This is a genomic window from Burkholderia sp. NLJ2 (assembly GCF_049487195.1).
GTDB lineage: Bacteria > Pseudomonadota > Gammaproteobacteria > Burkholderiales > Burkholderiaceae > Burkholderia > Burkholderia pyrrocinia.
Map to the genome: position 1 here is coordinate 684,167 of NZ_CP137809.1, position 18,663 is coordinate 702,829.

Annotated in this window: 15 protein-coding genes and 5 pseudogenes; 5 read left to right on the plus strand and 15 right to left on the minus strand. The window is 61.5% G+C overall.

What is annotated here, in order from left to right:
* Positions 1-28 precede the first annotated feature (28 nt).
* From R9B84_RS19725 to R9B84_RS19755, 7 genes and pseudogenes are all read right to left on the minus strand, one after another.
* A complete protein-coding gene (locus tag R9B84_RS19725) occupies positions 29-1,789 on the minus strand; it encodes a ShlB/FhaC/HecB family hemolysin secretion/activation protein (protein WP_423760059.1) in 1,761 nt (586 codons plus the stop codon).
* 431 nt (positions 1,790-2,220) lie between these two features.
* Positions 2,221-2,580: an immunity 8 family protein gene (locus R9B84_RS19730; RefSeq protein ID WP_423760060.1), complete on the minus strand. Its 360-nt coding sequence runs from the start codon at positions 2,578-2,580 to the stop codon at positions 2,221-2,223.
* A gap of 136 nt (positions 2,581-2,716) precedes the next feature.
* Entirely contained in the window at positions 2,717-3,118 is a 402-nt protein-coding gene (locus tag R9B84_RS19735) for a hypothetical protein (protein ID WP_423760061.1), read from the minus strand.
* A 146-nt stretch (positions 3,119-3,264) separates the two neighbouring features.
* Positions 3,265-3,675, minus strand: coding sequence for a hypothetical protein (locus R9B84_RS19740; protein WP_423760062.1), 411 nt, complete (start codon positions 3,673-3,675; stop codon positions 3,265-3,267).
* Between the two features lie 66 nt (positions 3,676-3,741).
* Entirely contained in the window at positions 3,742-4,026 is a 285-nt protein-coding gene (locus R9B84_RS19745) for a hypothetical protein (RefSeq protein ID WP_423760063.1), read from the minus strand.
* A gap of 504 nt (positions 4,027-4,530) precedes the next feature.
* A pseudogene (locus R9B84_RS19750) lies at positions 4,531-8,412 on the minus strand (hemagglutinin repeat-containing protein); the annotation flags it as partial.
* 202 nt (positions 8,413-8,614) lie between these two features.
* A pseudogene (locus R9B84_RS19755) lies at positions 8,615-10,315 on the minus strand (filamentous hemagglutinin N-terminal domain-containing protein); the annotation flags it as partial.
* 406 nt (positions 10,316-10,721) lie between these two features.
* On the opposite strand from R9B84_RS19755, the gene R9B84_RS19760 reads away from it, so the two are divergent.
* From R9B84_RS19760 to R9B84_RS19775, 4 genes are all read left to right on the plus strand, one after another.
* Positions 10,722-10,910: a hypothetical protein gene (locus R9B84_RS19760; protein ID WP_423760064.1), complete on the plus strand. Its 189-nt coding sequence runs from the start codon at positions 10,722-10,724 to the stop codon at positions 10,908-10,910.
* Between the two features lie 159 nt (positions 10,911-11,069).
* Positions 11,070-11,636 carry a hypothetical protein gene (locus R9B84_RS19765; RefSeq protein ID WP_423760065.1) on the plus strand — a complete coding sequence of 189 codons (567 nt, stop codon included), beginning with the start codon at positions 11,070-11,072 and terminating at the stop codon, positions 11,634-11,636.
* A gap of 30 nt (positions 11,637-11,666) precedes the next feature.
* Positions 11,667-12,527 (plus strand): PhzF family phenazine biosynthesis protein, encoded by an 861-nt coding sequence (locus R9B84_RS19770; RefSeq protein ID WP_423760066.1) that lies wholly within the window; start codon positions 11,667-11,669, stop codon positions 12,525-12,527.
* 63 nt (positions 12,528-12,590) lie between these two features.
* Positions 12,591-13,268, plus strand: coding sequence for a hypothetical protein (locus R9B84_RS19775; protein WP_423760067.1), 678 nt, complete (start codon positions 12,591-12,593; stop codon positions 13,266-13,268).
* A gap of 74 nt (positions 13,269-13,342) precedes the next feature.
* Here the strand turns inward: R9B84_RS19775 and R9B84_RS19780 are convergent, their stop codons facing one another.
* From R9B84_RS19780 to R9B84_RS19800, 5 genes are all read right to left on the minus strand, one after another.
* Positions 13,343-13,510: a hypothetical protein gene (locus R9B84_RS19780; RefSeq protein WP_423760068.1), complete on the minus strand. Its 168-nt coding sequence runs from the start codon at positions 13,508-13,510 to the stop codon at positions 13,343-13,345.
* A gap of 59 nt (positions 13,511-13,569) precedes the next feature.
* The gene (locus R9B84_RS19785; protein WP_423760069.1) at positions 13,570-14,319 is read right to left on the minus strand and encodes an amino acid ABC transporter ATP-binding protein; all 750 of its coding nucleotides are present in this window, start codon (positions 14,317-14,319) and stop codon (positions 13,570-13,572) included.
* On the minus strand, positions 14,306-14,956 hold the full coding sequence (locus tag R9B84_RS19790) for an amino acid ABC transporter permease (RefSeq protein ID WP_423760070.1): 651 nt from the start codon (positions 14,954-14,956) through the stop codon (positions 14,306-14,308). Before R9B84_RS19790 ends, R9B84_RS19785 begins: the two co-directional genes overlap by 14 nt.
* A complete protein-coding gene (locus tag R9B84_RS19795; protein WP_423760071.1) occupies positions 14,953-15,639 on the minus strand; it encodes an amino acid ABC transporter permease in 687 nt (228 codons plus the stop codon). Before R9B84_RS19795 ends, R9B84_RS19790 begins: the two co-directional genes overlap by 4 nt.
* 65 nt (positions 15,640-15,704) lie before the next feature.
* Positions 15,705-16,511: a transporter substrate-binding domain-containing protein gene (locus R9B84_RS19800; protein ID WP_034184581.1), complete on the minus strand. Its 807-nt coding sequence runs from the start codon at positions 16,509-16,511 to the stop codon at positions 15,705-15,707.
* A gap of 264 nt (positions 16,512-16,775) precedes the next feature.
* Between R9B84_RS19800 and R9B84_RS19805 the strand changes: the two are divergent.
* Positions 16,776-17,039, plus strand: a pseudogene (locus tag R9B84_RS19805) (2-deoxyribose-5-phosphate aldolase); the annotation flags it as partial.
* A 35-nt stretch (positions 17,040-17,074) separates the two neighbouring features.
* On the opposite strand, the pseudogene R9B84_RS19810 reads toward R9B84_RS19805, so the two are convergent.
* The 3 genes and pseudogenes from R9B84_RS19810 to R9B84_RS19820 all read right to left on the minus strand — a co-directional run.
* A pseudogene (locus tag R9B84_RS19810) lies at positions 17,075-17,179 on the minus strand (curli production assembly protein CsgG); the annotation flags it as partial.
* Positions 17,180-17,194: 15 nt separating this feature from the next.
* Positions 17,195-17,329: pseudogene (locus R9B84_RS19815) on the minus strand (MFS transporter); the annotation flags it as partial.
* Between the two features lie 4 nt (positions 17,330-17,333).
* Positions 17,334-18,572 (minus strand): SfnB family sulfur acquisition oxidoreductase, encoded by a 1,239-nt coding sequence (locus R9B84_RS19820; RefSeq protein ID WP_423760072.1) that lies wholly within the window; start codon positions 18,570-18,572, stop codon positions 17,334-17,336.
* Between the last annotated feature and the right edge of the window lie 91 nt (positions 18,573-18,663).

An 18,663-nucleotide genomic window follows, 5' to 3' on the forward strand; every position in this document is an offset into this window, starting at 1 on the left:
AATGGCTATTTGCTTTTACACGCCTCGCTCAGAATTGCGCCGTAAGCTGAAATCCAAGCGTGACGCGCGCGGTCTCGAAACCTGACGGCTTGTAGACAGGTGTACCAGCAAAGAGGTCGTAAGCGTATGCGCCGAAGCGCGTCGATACGCTGCCCTTCACGCCGATCACGGCTCCGGCGAGCTGCGTGCCGACCAACGCGACCGGTTCCGGTCCCCACACGCGGCCGTAATCCAGACCCGCATAGGCTGATAGCCCGGTCCGAGCGATTGAGGCCTGCAACTCATTGCGCCAGTAGAATCCACGTGATGCCGCCAGCAGCCTTTCGCCGTCGAATCCCCGCACGGTATAACGGCTGCCGATCGTAACGCTGTCAAGGTACGAAACCGTGTTGCCCGTGTACTGACCGTGAAAGGTCGTCACGTATTTGAACGGCTGCGTACCGATGGCGAACGGCGTCGACAGATTCGCATCGAGCACAACCATCTTGAATCGGTAGGTCTGCCCGCCGTCCGCCGCGAACATGCTGTCGGTCGAACCGAGCCAGCCCAAGCCCTGACGATAGGCAAGCGAGCCGTCGAACTGCGACGAGCCGAAATAATGCCGGTCGTTCAGCCCGAATTCGAGAAAGGTCGCGTTCTGGTGCGACGACGGTATCGTCGTGCCTTCGATGAAGCTGTCGCCGAAGCGGCGAGTCAAGCGAACCTGTGCGCCGAACACATCGTCCTGGCTGCGCATCAGCACGCGATTGAGTCTGAAGTCGACCGTCTTCATGTTGCCGCTCGCAACGAATGTCTGGTTCACGGCCGCGAGCGGTTGAAAGTATGTACTCGTATAGGCCGAGAGCGTGCCGGTCCAGTAGCCCCAAGGAATCGAGTAGAACGCGTTCCAGCCGTGCGAACCGAAACGCTTGTCGCCGAATTCCAGGTCCTGGTTGAAACCGACGTTGAAAATGTCGTTCAGGCCCAGCGGGTTGTCGATGCCAAGCGATACGTTGCCTTGCAGTTTGCCGGTCGAGCGCGTGCCGGAATTATCGATGGACGCAACAACGGTCCATGGCTTGCCGCGCTTCACGTCGAGCACAACGTCGCTCTCGCCAGGCATGTCGCCCGGTGCGATCCGCATCGACACATCCTGGCTTGAGACGCGCTTCATCTGCTCAAGCCCTTGCTCGATGTCGCGCAGGTTCAACACGTCGCCGTCGCGGGTCGGGAAAGCGGTCTTCCACGTGCCGCGCAATTTTTCGTCGGCAAAGCGAACGTGACGAATCACGCCTGGAATTAGAGCCAGCTTCAACGTGCCGCTGGACAAATCCTGCTCAGGAACGAGCACTCGCGTTGTGATGTAGCCGCGCGCGAGGATTGCCTGCGACAGCCCTTTGACGATCAGGTCGACGCCTTGCTTGCCGACACACTGGCCGGCGTAGTGCGCAAGCCAGTCGCGCGCAAAGGCAAAGCGATCCATTGGCAACGCTGTTGCACCCAGCATTTTCGCAGCCGCCGGTAACGAGTCAGGCACGTCGAGCGCGAAACGCTCGATCCGAAAGCACGGCGTCTCGGTTGGTAATACCGGGTAAGCTTCCGGACGCGGCACGTCTGAGCGTACGCCCGGCGCTTGCACGGTGGCGTCGCGCTGCTGGGCGTCACGGCGCTGTTGAACCTGCTGATTCTGCTCCGCGTTCGCGCGGGCAGCAGCAGCCTGGTCGTTCGGAGTGGGGGTCTGTTGTGCCTGCGCGGCAAGCGTAATCAAGGCAGTAATTGGCAAGACCGCAAACCGCGTAGTCGTAATCATTTATATATAAACCGCAAAAATATTTTCCGATCACATAGCGATCGGCGCGGGTGAGTTTATGCGCGCTATCGCTACTCTGAAATCCCCAAATTTGACGGGAGATCAGATACGAAATTCGCCCGAGGACCGTATTGGGGTGCCAATTCACGAATACTTCTCGAAAGAGACGCCCTTTCTGATCCGGACATTTTTTTCAATTCGTTACCAATTTGCTCCAGCAACTCTATGGACGCGTCCGGATCGATGACGCTATCTCCGGAATACTCCAGAAATATCGAAACATCAACAACAACTCTTGCAAAGCAATTACTTTTCATTTAGCGAAACCACACTCATCGCAATGTTTGTTACCCCAAGATTTTCAGCATTAATCTGTCTTGTTGCTTGGGGCAATCAGTCACCACACACTCAACACTGGTCACGAGACACCATCACTCGTGATAATCTTCAAATTCCCACGCCCCCATTCGACTCAATTTTTCGGCGATCACAGGCCAATTATCACCATCACTAGTTGCGACGTAGTGCTCAAGGATCGCTTTGATGGCCTCGTAATCATAGGCTTCAACAATCAGCATGTGTCTACCCCATATTGGCCCCTTGATGGCACATTGCGATTTAAGCCACTCTGGCGTGCAAACCTCGATGTCGAACGCTTCCGAACCGGCCTCGCCTTGCGGACCAATGTAGGCACGAATCCACGTACCAAAATTCGACACATTGTCTGGCCAGTAGTTGATTAACCGATCTTCCAACTGCAACGACTGCAGCAACTTGATCTCAGCTTTCATGATGCGATATTCAGATATCCACTACCAATAGGCGTACTATCCGGCGTGAGCTTTGATTCAAAGTCGGCCTGCACGCCGGTCGTGGCATACGAAATCTTCGGTTTCGCTGACGAGGGTGACAGATTCGAAAACCGTCCTATGATACGACGAGCGACCCATCATCTCCGACCCAGACTATCCCAGGGATACTATAGAAGTAAGTCATCAAATCCAAATCATTTTCATCACGCGCGCCCTCCGGCCACTGGGAGCGGAGATTCTCAACAATTACCTCCGGCACATCGGACCAATGCGCCTCTTTATCGTAAATTGTATATCGCGGATTGGGATTTTCAGGCGACACATAACAATCCAATCCTGGAGCGATAAACTTAATTTTCTCGTCTCGGAGCAACCGGTCAATCAACCCAAAAAAAGCGTCCTTGCGGTCATCGAATGAAAATATTGGATTCCAAGAACCGATCGAACTAAACAGTCCAGTGGCCCACAGTCCGAACGAATCCGTGATAATTTCTTCAACATGTTCGATCGGTTTCAATGCGCCCTCACCATTAATAAATTTGATCTCAGGATTGTACGTATCTCCTACTGCGCTCTTAGATAAATCAATAGTCCAAGCAAGACAAAAAGTGACCAAAACGCAAATTTCCTCATAATTTCAATTTTAAGATTGGTCACTCCTGGTCAGGAATATTTTTGACTAACCTCAACCAGTAATTTCTCCTTGAATTCATCAGGAGAAAATTCATGCCCGGGACATAGATATCCCGCATCATCGTAAATTTTTCCACCTGTTATCAACGAGATTGCAGAAACAACAATAGCCGAAAACAATGCATCCCCTCGACTCTCGATCGAGCATGCGTAGGGATATTCATTAACGATTCGCTGCCCCGGCGGCCATTCTATTACGTTGATCCAACACCATTCGCTTTCTCGCTGGCCATGTGCGTATAGGGCTTTACTGGAATCCCCGTAATTTCTCGGCGTAATGGTTGGGCGTGGCCGCCCAAGCTCCAAAAAACAATTCTCGATGCACCTCGCCAATTGGTCGTCAGTGAGACGCTCTTTCATATCTATCAAGGAACTCTTCATTTAATCACTCCCGCCACTTGAAATTCCTTGGCTCGCGAATCACCGACTTGCCTTCTGCCCCAGGCTTCACGACTTGTAAGTCGGAGAAAACACTTCGAAACGACACCATTGTGGAAAATCACCCATGAAAATGAAGAAGTCGTCTATGTAACTAAGCCCCAACCTCTCGAGGCTTCTCATGCAGTCATCAGCCGCATCACCACCAAAAAACGGGCCCAGTGACACGAATTCATTGGATTGGTCAAAGTACTGTTCGAAATGAAATTCAATCAGAACAGGAGACAAATCCACCTGCTTTTCCTCCAAAGCCTGACGGCGCACGACAATTCCAAAATCCGAAGAAACCTGCATGCTTCTCTCCTACTTAGCCTTGGGAAGGATCACACCATTCGGCACGTTGATCGTGACGTTGTAGATCGGTCGACTTGTTGACGGTTGCAGTATCTGGAAATTATTGGATGCATTTCCAGGTTGCAGCATACCGCTGGGCACGGCGAAATCGATTCGCACCGTCCCGTTCGCACCTGGAGGGTATGGCGCTCCTGCTGTAGCCACATATACCTGCGACGTACCATTTCGCGGTATCCCTGAGGGAATCGCCGTCCCTTGGTTTTGAACCCAAAGTGATGCTTCCGCTGGAGATACCCACCGCGAAACCGTAACATATCCCGGCGGCAAAGGCCCATTTGCGGCTCCTGAGCCCATTGGATAAACAGCGTACGTGTTTAGGGGAGGCGCGATCGCGTTTCCTTTCTTTCCGCCACCCAATACACCCGCCACAGCCGTGACTGGCACAGTTGTCAGTCCGTCCTCTTGGCGTTGCGTCAGATCGACTTGACCTATCATCGCGCGCTTTTTATCCAGCTCCCTCTTAAGCTCCGAGATTTCCTTTTGATCCTCGCCTCGGTTCTTGTCTTCGCTGGCGTTGTAAAGCTCGACGTTCGATGCAGCGGCAGCGCCGGCGCTGCCGCCAACCAGTGCGCCGCCGACCGTTGCCGCCACGTTCGCAGCGATGTTGCCGACCAGCGATGAGCCGGTCGTTTCGCCGACCGATTTACTGATCTTCTCAGCCTGGTTCGCCAGCAATGACGACGTGCCGGCTCCCGCTGCGCCGCCGATCGCCGTGAGCGCGCTACCGCCGCCGAGCCCGCCGATAAGCGCACCGCCAGTTGCTTGCAAGCCCGCGCGCGACGCACCGCCCTCATCCCAGCTCTGCGCCTGATCAATATACGACTGCATCGCAACGAGGTCGCCGCGCTCGTAGGCGGCCTTCGCCCCGTCGATCGCATCCTTGCGCTTGCCGTCAGCGTACAGCCCGATCCCCTGCGAAACCGTCTGCCCGGCCGCCTGCGCCGCGTTCATCGTATCGGCCTGCTGCGACAGCGTCTTTTGCACATCGGGCGTCTTCGAAACGGTTCCGTTCAGATTCGTCGCATCACGGTTCAGGTTCGCGACGTCCTGCGTCTGCTCACCCGGCTTCGTGATGTTGATCGTGCCCGCGCTCACCGCGCTCTTCGTCGTCGCGCTCTGGTCGCCGCTGTCGTTCTGGAACACCATCGGCGTGACGCCGCCCGAGCCCGACACCGACGACGGACCGACCGACTTGCCGCTCGATCCGACCGATGCCCCCGCACTGAAGCCCGCGCTGTTCGCGCTGTAGTGCGAGTGGTTCTCGATGTCGCTCGTCGTCAGCGTGCCCGTCGTCAGGCTGTTCTTCGACGGATCGGCCGTGCTGCCGATATACGCGCCCTTCAGATCGGTGTTGCCCTTCACGGTCACGTCGAATCCGCCCGAGCCGGCCTGGATGCCTGCCTGCTCCTTCACGCCCGCATAGTTGCCGTCTGCATGGCCGTTCTGCGCACTAAAGCTCGCTCCGCCGCCGGTCTGGCTGATCGTGAAGCCGCCGCCCGCGCTCGACTGATGTGCGGCGCTCACGGTCGTATCCTGAACGCTCGCCACGTTCAGGTTGCCGCCCACGTCAGCCACGACCTTGTTCGCGTTCACGTTCGTGCCGATCACGTTCGTGTCGCCGCCGCTCACGATGGTCGCAGTCTGGCTGGCATTGATGTGCGTATTGTTCTGGATCGCCGCGTCCGAATTCCCGTCGCCGTGCGCGCGCTGCATCGACGCGGACACACCGATGCCGTTCGTGCCGATCGACACACCGACGCTCGATCCCGACGACGAGTTCGAGCTTTGCGTCTTGTCCGTATCGGTCGTGTTGACGAGATTGACCTGATTGTTCGCGATCAACGCCACGTTGGCGGCGTTCACGTTCGAGCCCGCGATCGTGATGTTGCCGTCCTTCGGCGTGCCGTTGCCTGTCGCAATCAGTTTCGTGGTTCCGCCTGCATTGATGCTGGAACCCCGCTGAATCGTCTGGTCTTCGGACGACTGCATCGAACTATGGCTCGAACCGACGCTGACCTGCACGCCGATGCTCGGGGCCTGCGGCCCCTTGGCACCATCCAGCAGCTTTGCGGCACCCATGCCGCCGAATGCCACGTCGCCGGCCGCGGCGATGCTATGCAGCGCCGACGCGCGGCCGTTGCTGTCCTTCGCCGATTCGCGCGCGGCCTGCGTCTCGCTGATCGCATTGTTGATCGCATCGCCCACCGAGCCCGACAGGCCGACAGTCAGCCCGCTCTTGCTCGTCTGCTGCTGTTGCGCTTGATGCGTGGTGTCGGTGGCCGAATCGATCACGATGTTTGCGGCCGTCCCGGTCACGTCCTTGCCAGCGACCAGATCGCTGCCTTTCACATGCAGCGTATTGCCCGCGTTGACGGTCAGATTGCCGTCGACCGAACCGACCGTACTGGCGTTGTTCGTGACGCTCGAGGATTGATTCTGCTGCGCGAGCTTGCTGTTGCCGACCGAGAAAGACAGGCCGCCGCCCGACATCAAACCCGAGTGCTGTTCCTGATAGGTGGTCGACGATTGGCTGGTGTCCTGCGACGTCGTTATGTTCACGTCGTGCGTCGCGTTCAGCGCCACATCGTGCGTACCGACGACCGTACTACCTTGAACGTTGATGTCCTTGCCGCTGCCGATCGACACACCGTCCGCCGAAATCAGGCTGCCGCTCGCGACCGTCGAGGTGGCGTCCTGTGAACTGGCGATCTTCGTGCCGCTCACGACGCCGCTGCGGCTATGCGTCTCACGCGAGTTGTACACATGCGTTTCGGTCGCGGCCCCGACGTTCACGTCGCCGGCCGCCAGCAGGTTCGCATCGCCTTTCTTCAGGTCGATCGTGCTGCCGATGACATTGATGTCCTTGCCCGACACCATATTGAGCGTATCGCCGCCCTTGACGGTCGTGCCCGTCAGCGCCTGGTCCGACCCATGCCGGGTTTCCGCATAGCTGCGATTCCCTTGGTCGCCCGAGCTGTTGGCGTTGATGGTCGACGTGGTGCTCGCCGCACCGAAGGTCACGTTCCCCTTGGCCGCGACCGTGCCGCCCTGGCCGAAGTCGAGCTGCGCACCTTGCGCCGTCAAGTCACCGCCCACACCGATGGCCGACTTGCCGCCGACGTTCACGGTGCTGCCGGTCGCGCTGTTGAGGTCCGTATCCGACACCCCGTTCGCGCGCTGCACGACCTTGTGCTCGCCGGTCTGCTGCACGCCAAGATTCCAGTTCCCGCCGATGTTGGCGTTCAGGTTCCCGCCGACGTTCAGGTTGCCCGCGTTCTGCTGGAAGTCGCCGCCGGTCTTGATCGACGCGTCGCCAGCCACGTTCAGGTTCGCGGCAGGCCCGAGCGTCGTCTTGTCGCTCGTCGCGCCGTCGCGGCTGACCAGGTGCGTCGTCTGCGTCGCGGTATCCAGAATCAGCTTGTTGCCTGCGTTCAGGTCGAGGCTGCCAGCCTTCACGTTAGCCGAGGTGAGATCCACATTGCCCGTCGTGTCGAGCGACATCAACCCACCGCTTTGCAGCGCACCGAATGCGTTGTCGATCTGCTTGCCCTGAAGCGCGAGCGTCGTGTCCGCCTTCACGGTGCCGCTGTTCGTGAAGACCTGCGTGTTCTTCAAATCGATATTGCCGGCCGTGATCAGCGGGCCGTTCGTGTTCTGCTGATCCGCCTTCGCCAGATACACGACCGGTACCAATACCTGCTGGCCGCCGACCGTCTCCGTCTGCATGATGATCACGTTGCTCGTGAGCGCGGCCACCTGCTGCGCCGACAGGCTCATGCCGAGCGGCAAGTTCAGCGACTTCGACAATTCAGCGCCCGCGAGCATCAGCGACTGATACATGCCCTGAAGGTCCGTATACGGCCCCAATACCGCCTTGCCCGTCAGTTGCGTGACCTGGTTACGCACGAGCTGCTGCTCGTAGAACCCGTCACCAAGGCGCTTTTCGGTCGTCAGCGGATTCACGCCGATCTGGTTCAGGTAATAGTCGCTCGACAGGAAATTGTTCATCCGCGTGAACGCGGGGTTCGTCTCGATCAGGTACGTCGGGTTCGGGGCAGGATTCGGCCGGTACAGCCCGCCTTGCGGAATCGTCAGGTTGTTCAGCACGTTCACGGCGGTCGCGCTCGCGATCACCGGATCGACCCAGGTGGGCGTACCGCCCTTGATCGCGGCGGCTCCCGATTGTGTGCCGGTCGCGTTACCGCTCACCGTCCCGATCGTCAGTCCAGGCACTGCCTGACCGGGCAGCAAGCCGAGCGACGGAATGGTCGCGTTGGCCGCCGTGTTGTTCACGCTCACGCCGTTGCCCGAGATCGTGCCGTTTACCGTTGTCGACGCTCTGGCCGATCACGTGCAGGTTCGCGTCGGCCGACATCGAGCCGCTGTTCGTGACCGTGTTCCCCTGTACGGTCACGTCGCCCTTGCCGCCGATGACGCCGCCCGGATCGCCGCTCACGTTCGCGCCGGCCGCGTTCGTGAGTGCGCCGGTTGCAGTCACCGACAGGCCGTCTGCGTTCAGGGAAATCAGCCGGCCTGCCGAATTGTCGACCGATGCGCCAGCAATCGTTTGCTTGCCCGCGCTTTGAATCAGCCCTGCATTGTTTTGGACCGCACTCCCGCGAACGTCGGCCGTGCTCTGTGAACTGAGCATGCCGTTTTGGTTCGACACGGTGCCGGCCATCTGCACCGACAGTGGACCTTGCGAATTGGCGCGGCCGCCCTGATTCGACAGGTTGCCGCCGCCAAGCGTCATACCCGCGCCGCTGGACAGATTGCCCCGGTCATTGATGACCGTGCCACTCGCCTGTGCGCTCACGGCGCCCTTGGCGCTGGCGGTCGAGCCAGTCAGGTTCACATCGCCCGTCGTCGCGGTCAGCGCGAGGTTGCCGTTGGCGGCCGTTGCGCTGTTCGACAGATCGACGCCGCTACCGGTGAAGGTCGCGTTGCCAGCCGCGCTGTTGGTCCCCGTCGCGGTCAACTGGCCGCTGCTCGTGACGTTCAGATCGCCGCTCGTGCCGACCGTGCTGTCGACGTTGATGCCTGCGCCGAGCGTGCCCGTCGAGTTGAGACTGCCGACGTTAGCGGTCAGGTTTTGTTGGGCGGTCAGCGCGCCGCTGTTGGTCAGATCAGCAGCGCCAGTGTTGACCGTGACCGATTGCTTGCCATACGTGACGCCGCTGTTCTGAATGCCACCCAAGGCCGACAGCGACATGTTGCCGGCCGCATTGGTGTGGCCCGAGAGCACGAGACGACCGTTTGCCTGCAGCGTCAGATCACCCGCCTGTGCCGCGATGTCGCCCGCGTTCGCAACACCGACTCCATTCTCGGAACTAACGAGAAACACCCTGTTCGCGTACATACCACCGAGCTGGCTCACGTCGATCGCGATGGCAGGCGCTGCGCCATTGCCGGCGATCGGCGTCGCGTTCAGGCTGTTGTAGTCGATCTGGTTCGATCCAGCGATCACGTTCAGGTTCTTCGCGTAAGCCTTGGCGTTGATCTGTACGGCACGGGCCAACAAATCCACCTGATCGACATTGGCCGTGTCGAGTCCCGCGCCGACAACCGAAATCAGGCCCTGGTTGACGTTGAAACCCGTGAGCGAGCCGTCAGGCCCGAAGTTCGGATTGCCGGTTGTCAGCGTGGCTCTGCTCGTATTGATGAAACCGCCGCCATCGACAACCAAGCCGGCCTGATTCGCGATCACGAGCTGCGCGGCTGCGCCCCCGATCTCGACTTTTCCACGAATAAAGCTCGGGTTGTTGCTATTGACCTGATTGACGATCAGACGTGCCGCGTCGCCCGCCTGGAAATTCGGGTTGCCGCCGATAATGCCGCCTAGTTGAGTCTGGACGTTAATCGGTGAGTTATTGAGAATAATCCCGGGCTTGGGTACGTCGAACTGGTTGTACGTGTTCATCGACACACCCGACGAGCCGGGGCGGTTGATGTTCACCTGTTGAAGTCCGTTCTGTGTCTGAATCACGGACGGGGCGTGCGCGCCGCCCGCAACAACCTGGGCATTGGCCCATATCGGCATCACGCCGGCCGCAACAAGTACGGCGAGTGCCACATGACGAAGCGTGAAGCTTGCGAATACGTACGGCGAACGAACGGCGAAACCGATTTCGCCCCGCCCTGCGTTACCTGATGCACTGGCGGTTTCTTCCACCGCAACCAACATGCCGCGTACGCGGCTGAATACCAGCCGATAATGGTTTTTATTCATGATCTTGGTCTACTCGCGATTCGTCCGATCCGCTCTCACGGGCCTCGAACATCGCACGGAATCCAATAGAACAGCGTCAACAAGTGTCAAGCGTTGCCGAGAAGCGACGAACTGGGGGCCGCTCCACACTCGTATTAGCGGCGAGCTCGCTGACCTGCAATCCCAACCGTGCAGACTAAACAGCGCATTCGGTTAGTCACAAATATCGACGGTATTGGTTACGGCAATCGGCGCGAATATTACCTCGCCAAACATCTCAAAAATCCCTGACAGAATTGCGAGGTTGAATCGGCGCATGAGCCGTAATCAACTTTCTTTCAACCACATATCACTTTCTTGAGCACGGCCAGCTACGGCCGCTCCGTCGAAGCATTTCCGCACTGGCGCACTTCGCCGAGGAGTTTCCGTGATCGCTGATCCCCCTATCTTTGTGCTGATCGGGCTGGGCCTCGCGCTCGTCGCGATGTTCGCGGCGGGTTTCTATTGGCTCGCCACCTTGGACCGGCGGGCACGCCCACATTCGCCTGTCGCTCCACCGCCGACTCACAGCGCTACCGTCCAGCGTTCCGTCGATGTCGACGAATTCGACGAATGAGAGGCGTTCGCGCCGTATCCCGATCACGTCGTTCACGCTGCGCATGAAGCCAGTTCCGAAGCGGGCGATAGCTATCCGCCGTTTGGTCGGTACGAAGAACCTGCCCCATCCCCTATGGTCGAAGCCTGCCACGACCGGCATAACGCGATCGAATCGTTGATGGACGAACTGGGCAATCCCGATCCAGCTGCGGCCAAGTCCGCCCCGCCGTCGTCGCCCAATCCGGCAATCCGCTGTCCGCGTTGTCTGTCCTCGCGTATCGATACGCGCAATCGTGCCCGCGAGGCCGGCAGCACAATCGGCAGCGTTGCTGGGGCGACGGGCGGCATGGCAGCCGCGCTCGCTGGCGCAGAAACTGGCGCGGTCGTTGGCTCGATTGCCCGGTCCGATCGGCACCGTACTCAGCGCCGCAGCCCGGCGCGGTCATCGCCGGGCTGCGGCGCTGAGTGCATCAGCTTCAAATGGAACGTCAGGGTGTCACGCCGCAGGGCAACGCAATCACGCCGGATCACCAACGCATCAAGGAACTCTCCAACGCAAGAACATCCGCCGGTGCTACGGGAATGTGGATTCCCGGATCGGATCGCCATCGACCAATCGGAGAACCCGATCACGCATGAAAAGCAAACGGCACGCATGCTGCGCCTTTCATCGAATCTTGCAGGCACAATAGCGTACTGCGTCGCAACGACATGCATTCCCGGCGCCGGCACCGACAGCCGATGAGCCCTTTCGCTATACCCAAGCGAGATTCAAATGACCACGTATGCCTTCCGCCTGCTGAACGTATTCGCCGAATCGACGTTCGGCGGCAACCCGCTTTGCGTATTCGAAGATGCGCGCGGCATGGACGACGCAACCATGCAGGCACTCGCCGTGCAGTTCAACCTGTCCGAAACGACCTTCGTGTTGCCGTCGGACCGCGCACATGCGCGGGTCCGCATCTTCACGCCGGGGTACGAGATGGCCTTTGCGGGTCATCCCACGCTCGGCACGGCGCATGTCGTGCGGGATCTGCTCGACGCAGGCGACGATCTCGCGCTCGAATTCAAGGCCGCGGTGGTCGACGTCACTGCACACGACGACGTGTGGACGTTCATCGCGCCGCATGCGGGCATGCCGAAGACGGCAGCGTGCGAGTTGTCCGATGCGCGGACGGCGGCACTGCTCGGGCTGACGGAAGACGACTTGCTCGCACCGCCGATCTGGATCGATACAGGCGCCGATCAACTGCTCGTCGCACTCAAGGACACCGACGCCGTGCGCCGCGCGCAGCCCGACAGCGCGTGCCTCGACATCCGGCCGACAAGCAGTCTCGGCCGCAAGACCGCCTACGTGTTCGCGTTCGACGCCGAACGCCCCGGGAAAGTGGTCTCCCGCTATTTCTTCGTGAAACAGGGCGGCGGCATTTCGGAAGACCCGGGCACCGGATCGGCCTGTGCGAACCTCGGTGGCTGGCTGCTTGCCGCCCGACACGATCTGCCCGCGACCTTTCAGGTCGAGCAGGGCGACGCCGTGGGCCGGCCTTGTCGGCTGCGGCTGTCGGTCAGCGCGAACGGCGAAATCGGCGTCGGGGGCCGCGTGATCGAACTCGGGCGCGGTACCGTCACCGTATAGACGCAGCACGCGCCGCCGCGTTTGTTATGCTGCGCGCATCGCTCGCCCGAACCGATCGTCGACATGAACACCCTCACTCCCGACCTCGCCCGCACGCTGCGCGCATCCTGCGATGCCTGCTTCGGCACGGCCGCTGTCTGGCCGCTCGTCGAGCATGCATACAGCGAGCCGCAGCGCTTCTACCACACGCTCGCGCACCTGGCGGAACTGTTCGCGCACCTCGCGCCGTATCGCGCGGAACCACTGTGGCCGGCCATCGAGCTCGCCGTATGGGCACACGATTTCGTCTACACGACGACGCTGCCGGACTATGCGGACAACGAAGCGCGCAGTGCGCACTGGCTCGTGCAGGTCACGAACGAACGCTGCACCGAGTCGTGGTTGCATGCGCACGCATCGCATGTGTACGCTGCACACGAGCTCGTGCTCGCGACGAAGTCGCACCGGCTGCCCGCATCGCTCGCGTCCGATCCGGACTTGCAGCGCGCCGGGTGGATTTTTCTCGACGCCGATCTCGCGATCCTCGCGGCCGCGCCCGACCGGCTGCGCGAGTACGACCGCGCGATCGCACGCGAATGGGCGCAGGATCCGGACGCGCCGTCGGCGGCCTTCCGCGCCGGCCGCAAGCAGGCGCTCGAACATCTGCGCGGGCAAGTCCCGCTGTTTCAATCGGCGGAATTCGCGCCGCTCACGCCGCTCGCGCAACGCAATCTCGACACGCTGATCCACGCATACGCGTGAGCGTCGTGTGCACCGCCGCGTAGTTGCGTCAGACGGCGTCGTGCATCTGCGCGAGCGCAGCGCGAACGCAAGAATCACCGCACCCGCGAGCGCCGACGCGCCAGCCAGCCAGCACGAACGCGATTGCGCGGCACGATCTTCTTCAGCAGCGACCACCACGCTTGCGGCGCCATGAACACGAACAGGCTCGCGATCAGCATGACGGCCGCGCCGAGCGAACGCACGTTCGACGCGAGCAACACGCCGCCGCGGCTCGGAGCAGATCAAGCACCGTCACGAACATCCGCGGAGCGGACCGGCGTCAGTTCACGAACGCTTCCGTCTTCTGAAGCCCTCCAAGGAACCGCTTCAACTCCACCGTCCCCGGTCGCACGAAGATCTCCTCCGGCGTCCCGCTCTCCCAGACCCTGCCCTGATGCATGAACACCACCTTGTCGCTCACCGCGCGCGCGAAGTTCATCTCGTGCGTGACCATGATCAACGTCATGTCGTCGCGCGCGAGTTGCTCGACGACACCCAGCACCTCGCCGACAAGTTCCGGATCGAGCGCCGACGTGATTTCGTCGCACAGCAGCACGCTCGGCTTCATCGCGAGCGCGCGCGCAATCGCGACGCGCTGCTGCTGACCGCCCGACAGCTGTTCCGGAAACGCGTCGAATTTGTCGCCGAGGCCGACCCGCTCGAGCATCAGCTCCGCGATCGCACGCGCCTGCTGGCGATGCGACTTCTTCACGACCGACTGCGCAAGCATCACGTTTTGCCCGGCGCTCAGATGCGGAAACAGGTTGTATTGCTGGAACACCATCCCGACCTTGAGCCGCAGTGCACGCAAGTCCGCGTGTCGCGCATCGACGCGTTCGCCATCGATCGCGATCGTGCCCGCGTCGATGCTCTCGAGCCCGTTGAGCGTGCGCAGCAGCGTGCTCTTGCCCGAGCCGCTGCGGCCGATGATCGACACGACTTGCCCGCGTTCGACGGAGAAATCGATGCCCTTGAGCACATGATGGGTACCGAAATTCTTTTCGAGACCACGGGTTTCAACGAGCGGCATTCCATCTCCTTTGCAACGTGCGCGCGTAACGGGTAAGCGGATAACAGAGTGCGAAATAGATGAGCGCGACGAGCCCGTACACGACGAACGGACGGAACGTCGCGTTCGAGATCGCGACGCCGACCTTGGTCAGCTCGGTGAAGCCGATGATCGACACCAGCGCCGTGTCCTTCACGGCCTGCACGCCGAACCCGACCGTCGGCGCGATCGCGATGCGCGCGGCCTGCGGCAGGATCACATGACGCAACTGCTCGACGTAGCTCATTGCGAGGCTTGCCGATGCCTCCCACTGCCCTTTCGGCACCGCCTCGACGCAGCCGCGCCAGATTTCCGCGAGATACGCGCTCGTGAAGAACGTGAGGCCGGCCGTGGCCGCAACCCACGGCGACACATCGAGACCGATGAGCGGCAGGCCGAAGAACACGATGAACAGCTGCATCAGCAATGGGGTGCCCTGGAACACCTCGATGTACAGCTTCGCGCAGCTGCGCAGCATGCGCGAGTTCGATACCCGCATCACGAGCAACCCGAGGCCGACGAGACCGCCGGACAGAAATGACACGATCGACAGCATGACCGTCCAGCGTGCGGCGAGCAGCAGGTTTGCAAGAATCTGCCCGAACGTGAAATCGGTCATCGCGCACCTCGCACACGGCGGGAAAACAGGCGACGCCCCATCGAGCCAAGCGCGGCGCGCAGCAGCAGCGCCATCGCCAGATACGCGAGCGCGATCACGAAATACGTTTCGAACGAGCGGAAATTGCGCGACTGGATATAGCTCGCCGCATAGGTGAGATCGGCCACCGAGATCTGCGACACGACGGCCGAGCCGAGCATCGTGATGACGATCTGGCTCGAGAGCGCCGGAAACACCTTCGCGAGCGCCTGCGGCAACACGACGTGGCGCAGCATCTGCGCGCGCGACATCGCAAGCGCGGCGGCCGCTTCGAGATGCCCTTTCGGCACGGCGGCGACGCCCGCGCGCACGATCTCGACCGAATACGCGCCGAGATTCAGCGTCATCGCGAGAATCGCGGCCGTGTATTCGTCGATGCGCACGCCGAGCGCGGGCAATCCGAAGAAGATGAAGAATAGCTGGACGACGAATGGCGTATTGCGAATCGCCTCGACGTACGCGCCGACCAACGGGCGCAGCCGCACGGCCGCGCGCGCGTCTGCGCTGTACGCGGCCGCGCCGAGCACGCCGATCGAAACGCCGAGCACGGTCGCGACGGCGGTCAGCGCGAACGTAGTCGCCGCGCCGCTCGCGAACATGCCGGCGTATTCGGCGAGCTCGCCGAATCGAAGCTGATAGCTCATGACAGATGGGAAGGATCGGGTTCAGACGACGATCGCCGCGCCGTCGCAGGCACGGCGGCGATCGCTCACAGGCCGGCAGGCAACGGCTGGCCGAGCCACTTCTTCGACATCGCGCTCAGCGTGCCGTCCTGTTTCGCATGTGCGATCGCGTCATCGATCTTCGCGAGCAGGCGTGCTTCGTTCTTGTTCACGCCGACGAAGCACGGCGAATTCTTGATCACGAACTTGACCTCGGGCCGGCGCGGCGGATTCTTCGCGAGAATCGCTGCTGCGACGATGTTGCCGGCCGCGATCAACTGCACCTGCCCTGAAAGGAACGCCTGGATCGTCGCGTTGTTGTCCTCGAAGCGCTTGATCGTCGCGTTCGGTGCGAGCTGCGATAGCGCGATCTCCTCGAGTGCGCCGCGCGTGGCGCCGACTGTCTTGCCATTCAGGTCGGCGGGCGTGCTCACTTTCACGTCGGCCGGCCCGAACACGCCCTGGAAATACGGTGCGTAGGCAGTCGAGAAGTCGACGACCTTCTCGCGCTCCGGCGTCTTGCCGAGCGACGAGATCACCATGTCGACCTTGTTGGTCGTCAGATACGGAATCCGGTTCGCACTGTTCACGGGCACCAGCTTCAGCTTCACGCCGAGCGATTTCGCAAGCAGTTCGGCCATGTCGATGTCGTAGCCCTGCGGCTGCATGTCGGTACCAACCGAGCCGAAGGGCGGATAGTCCTCCGGCACCGCGACGCGCAGCGCGCCGCTTTTCGCAATGGTGTCGAGCGCATCGGCACGCGCAGGCGCGGCGGCAAACAACGCCATCACGGGCGCGGCGATCAGCGCAGCCAGCCATGCGCGTCGGGGGAACGGTCGGGTGATCGAATTCACGGTGAGTCTTCCTTGTCTCGTCTGTCGTCGGGCAGCGCGCAACCGTTGCGCGGCCATGCCCTCTTCAGCAAAAACCGGGCCACCCCCGCTTGACGCTTCAATTGTCAGCAATAGCCGCCAAGCGTGCCGAAATGCATTCCTCATTTCGGTGCATGAATCGATGCCGAACGCCGCGGTTGCCCGTTCGCGGCGCGCGTCCATGCACCAAACCATCCGACCAGTCTGACCAGACGAATCGGCCGGCGGTCGCGGAAGGACGCGCCGGGCCGCGCCGACGACGTGAAGGCCGACATCGCGGCCGTGCAGCACGCATGCGGCGCGGTGTCGCTGAAGGTGATCCTCGAGACGGGGCTGCCGAGCGACGACGAGAAAGTGCGCGTGGGCGAGATGTGCCGCGATCTCGGCGTCGCGTTCGTGAAGACGTCGACGGGGTTCGGCCACGGCGGCGCGACGCTCGCGGATATCGCGCCGATGCGCGGCACGGTCGGGCCCGACCTCGGCGTGAAGGCATCGGGCGGCGTACGCGACCACGATTTGAGGTGCGTCGGGGTGGGGCAACGGTGACCGCCGAGTCGGTCAATTCCGTCCGAGAAGATGCCGTGCATATTGCTCGAACGGTTATCAAACTTGCCGACCGCAATCGCGACCGGCTTGCCGGCATACGGCTTCTACGCGCTGCAGACGATCGTCGCGCCCCGCCACGGCAAGATGCCGGCGACGATCATCTGTTTGATATTCAGGTGCTGATCGTTGCTCAGGTAACTCGGTAGCCACGACAGGAAGAAATACAGCACGTCGTTGAAGCTGAAGAACGCGAGCGGTTCAATTCCACGCATGGCGCGCCGGACGCACGCCGTTCAGGTAGTAGTTGCCGACGAGGTGATATTTCCACCGCACCGGATCGTGCAGCGTATGCGTGCGCGCATTGCGCCAGTGCCGGTCGAGGTTATGCTCGGCGAGCGTCGACTGCGTGCCGGCCAGCTCGAACAGCTTCTCGCCCGCAAGCAGCGCGATCTCGGTCGTCAGCACCTTCGCTTCGCCGACCGCGACCGACGCGTGCGCGACATCGTCGTCGGTCACCGTGCCGCGCGCGCCGATCTCGTCGAGCGTGCGCGCCGCCCGTTCGAGCAGCGCTTCCGCCGCATGAAGCTGGATATGCAGACGGCCAATCTCGCGGAGAATCAGCGGATCGTCTGCCGCCCGTTCGACGCCGCTGTCGACCCACGGCCGCGTGCGGGTGCGCACGAACGTCAGCGTATCGTCGATGGCCGCTTTCGCGATGCCGGCATCGATCGCCGCCTGGATGATCTGCGACAGCGGGCCGTTGAGCGTCGGCTCGTCCGACACGCGCTGCGCGGGCAGCACATGCGACGTGGGCACGCGCACGCCGTCGAGCACCACCGTGCCGCTCGCGGTCGTACGCTGCCCGAACCCCGACCAGTCGTCGATCACGGTCAGCCCCTGCGTCGGCTGCGGCACGTACGCAAGCCACGCGTGCTGCGCGTCGTCGAGACCGAGCACTGGCACGTAATGTGCGAACAGCGCGCCCGTCGAGTAGAACTTCGTGCCGTCGACGACATAACCGTCGCCATCGCGGCGCACGCGCGTCTTCAGATCGAGCACGTGCTTCGTGCCCTTCTCAGAGAAGCCGTTGCCGAACCGCTTGCCGCTCAGCACTTCCGCGAAGAAATGACGTTTTTGTGCGTCGGTGCCGACCAGCGCGATCACGTCGACCAGCCCGAAATGATTCTGCGGCAACTGTCCGAGCGACGCATCGGCGGCCGCGACGATCCTGATCACCTCGACGAGCGTCACATGCGATACACCCGCGCCGCCGTATGCCTTCGGCACCGTGATCGCCCATAGCCCCGACTGCGAGAACCATTCGATCTCGTCGCGCGGCAACCGGCGCTCCCGATCCCGCTCGGCAGCGCCTTCCGCAAGCCGCTGCGCCAGCGCATGCGCGGCCGCGATCGCTTGCGCATCGTCGGCGATCACGCGGGCCACTTGCGGTTTCCGATCGGCCGACTGCTCCTGAAGGGTGGCGCTCGTATCTGACATCGGGCTCTCCTGTCGAATGGCGAAAGCACTCAATCTAGCAGCGCGTTGCAGGTCGTCAAACCGAGCGATTCTCGGAACGATATTCCTTCGG